Raw genomic sequence first — 2,638 nt, 5'->3', positions numbered from 1 at the left:
GGCGGGCAAACGGTCCTGCTTGAGGCCGAAGGCGATGTTCTGCGCCACCGTCATGTGCGGGAACAGTGCGTAGGACTGGAACATCATGTTGATCGGCCGTTCGTACGGCGGCATGTCGGTGATGTCGACACCGTCTAGCAGAATCCGGCCTTCGGTCGGGCGCTCGAAGCCGGCGAGCATGCGCAGCAGCGTCGATTTACCGGAACCGGAACCACCGAGCAGGGCGAAGATTTCGCCCTGATGGATTTCCAGGGACACATCGTCCACAGCGGTGGTTTCGTCGAATTTCTTGGTGACGCGGTCGACTTTCACCAGAACCTTTTTCGGTGCCTGGTGACCTTCAAGAGCCTTCCTGTAGATGCTGGAGGCGTTTGCCATGTGAAACTCCCAACAGGTTTCAGTCGTCGGGCCAACGCGGCCTGACTTAATAGTTGATTGCAAACCCGAGGCGAGCGATGCCGGCCAATTCATATGCGGTCCATGTGGGAGCTGGCTTGCCAGCGATGAGGCCCTGGCAGTCAACATGATCGTTGACTGACCAACCGTCATCGCTGGCAAGCCAGCTCCCACAGGGAATTGCATTTGCATTGCTGGCATCACCCATCCCGCCGGGTTTATTCGGCGCCGCCGTCCTGGCTGCCTGGTCGTGCTTGTTGTTATTGCAGTGTGTAGTTGTCGTGAAGGGCAGGCGCGCCAAGGCTCGCCTGTGATCTTCACGGGGCAGTAAATTGAATATTCGGGGTTTGAGTCAGCGCAAATTACGCAACGCCGCCCGTTGTCGGCACGCGTCACCAAACGCCTGGAAAATTCTCAGGTAGGGAGGGTTATCCAGCACCTGCCACTCCGGATGCCATTGCACACCGAGGGCGAAGGTTTTGCTGTGCTCGACCGAGACCGCCTCGATCAAGCCATCCGGCGCGACGGCTTCGGCGCGCAGGCCGGGGGCCAGTCGGTCAATGCCTTGGCTGTGAATCGAATTGACCTGGAACACCGTCGGCAGATCCAGCGCTTGGAACACACCGCCCGGTTGCACATTCACCTCATGTGCCGGAGCGTATTGCACGGCCAGGTCCGGGTGATTGGCTTCGCGATGATCGAGGAAGCCAGGGAGCTCATGGACCTTCTGATGCAGGCTGCCGCCGAACGCCACATTCATCTCCTGGAAACCCCGGCAGATGCCGAGCACCGGAACGCCGGCAGCGATGGCCGCACGGATCAGGGGGAGGGTGGTGGCATCCCGCGCCGGATCATGATCCGTGCCGGGGGCGCTGGCGGGGCCTTGATAGTGGAAGGGTTCCACATTCGAGGGCGAGCCGGTCAGCAATAGACCGTCAAGCTGCGGTAGCAGATCCTCGATTTCGGTCAGGTCGCCTAAGGAAGGAATAACGACGGGCAGCCCCAGCGCCGCAACGCTGACAGCGCGCAAGTACTTGTCGCCGCTGACGTGGTAGGGGTGCAGGCCAATCTGTTTGACGCACGCAGTAACGCCGATCAATGGCTTGAATGCCATTTTTATCACCTCGAAGTTTGACACTTGAACGAGCTTTTCCGGAGCTTAGCCTTGTTGATTTTAATTAACAACTCCCATGTAAAAAATTCTAAACGCCGCGCGTCCGATCTTCAGGATTTACAGGTGTTTCGAGGCTGGTTTGGCACTCTCGTGCCGCTTGGAGGCCCGAAAATAAAGGTTGAAAGGCGCGGTGTTCGCTATTGACTTCACTTTGCCTTTCGGATTGACTGGCTGCGTGAAAGGGCGGTGAACATAATAATTAACAGTAAAAAATAGGTGCATCATGTCGGTCCCTCTGCGTACCGTTCAACTCAACGAAGCAAACGCATTCCTTAAGAAATATCCTGAGGTTTTGTACGTCGACCTTCTGATTGCGGATATGAACGGTGTGGTGCGCGGCAAGCGCATCGAACGCACCAGTCTTCATAAGGTTTACGAGAAAGGCATCAACCTGCCGGCTTCCCTGTTTGCTCTGGACATCAATGGTTCCACGGTGGAAAGCACCGGCCTGGGTCTGGACATCGGCGACGCCGACCGTATCTGCTACCCGATCCCAGGCACCCTGAGCATCGAGCCATGGCAGAAGCGCCCGACCGCGCAACTGCTGATGACCATGCATGAAATCGAAGGCGAGCCGTTCTTCGCCGACCCGCGTGAAGTGCTGGCCAATGTCGTGCGCAAGTTCGACGACCTGGGGCTGACCATCTGCGCCGCGTTCGAACTGGAGTTCTACTTGATCGACCAGGACAACGTGAACGGTCGACCGCAGTCGCCACGTTCACCGGTGTCCGGCAAACGTCCGATCTCGACCCAGGTGTATTTGATCGACGATCTCGACGAATACGTCGACTGCCTGCAAGACATCCTCGAAGGCGCGAAAGAGCAGGGCATCCCGGCAGACGCCATCGTCAAGGAAAGCGCCCCGGCGCAATTCGAAGTCAACCTGCACCACGTGGCTGACCCGATCAAGGCGTGCGACTACGCCGTCCTGCTCAAGCGTCTGGTGAAGAACATCGCCTACGACCACGAGATGGACACCACCTTCATGGCCAAGCCGTATCCGGGCCAGGCGGGCAACGGTCTGCACGTGCACATTTCGATTCTCGACAAAGAAGGCAACAACATCTT

3 protein-coding genes are annotated in these 2,638 nt (G+C 57.9%); 1 reads left to right on the top strand and 2 read right to left on the bottom strand.

The features are described from left to right. A partial coding sequence (locus tag D8U18_RS06925) for an ATP-binding cassette domain-containing protein (RefSeq protein ID WP_131107328.1) occupies positions 1-378 on the bottom strand: 378 nt, incomplete at its 3' end. Between the two features lie 370 nt (positions 379-748). Beyond that, a complete protein-coding gene (locus D8U18_RS06920) occupies positions 749-1,510 on the bottom strand; it encodes a gamma-glutamyl-gamma-aminobutyrate hydrolase family protein (RefSeq protein WP_130931672.1) in 762 nt (253 codons plus the stop codon). 283 nt (positions 1,511-1,793) lie between these two features. On the opposite strand from D8U18_RS06920, the gene D8U18_RS06915 reads away from it, so the two are divergent. Continuing rightward, a partial coding sequence (locus D8U18_RS06915; RefSeq protein WP_131107327.1) for a glutamine synthetase family protein occupies positions 1,794-2,638 on the top strand: 845 nt, incomplete at its 3' end.

It is taken from the genome of Pseudomonas sp. Sample_10 (assembly GCF_004321495.1).
GTDB lineage: Bacteria > Pseudomonadota > Gammaproteobacteria > Pseudomonadales > Pseudomonadaceae > Aquipseudomonas.
This window is presented reverse-complemented; position numbering and strand designations above follow the sequence as displayed.

What these genes read in the sequence shown, in the direction of transcription:
- D8U18_RS06920 (WP_130931672.1), bottom strand. Translation starts at nt 1,510, where the DNA reads ATGGCATTCAAGCCATTGATCGGCGTTACTGCGTGCGTCAAACAGATT.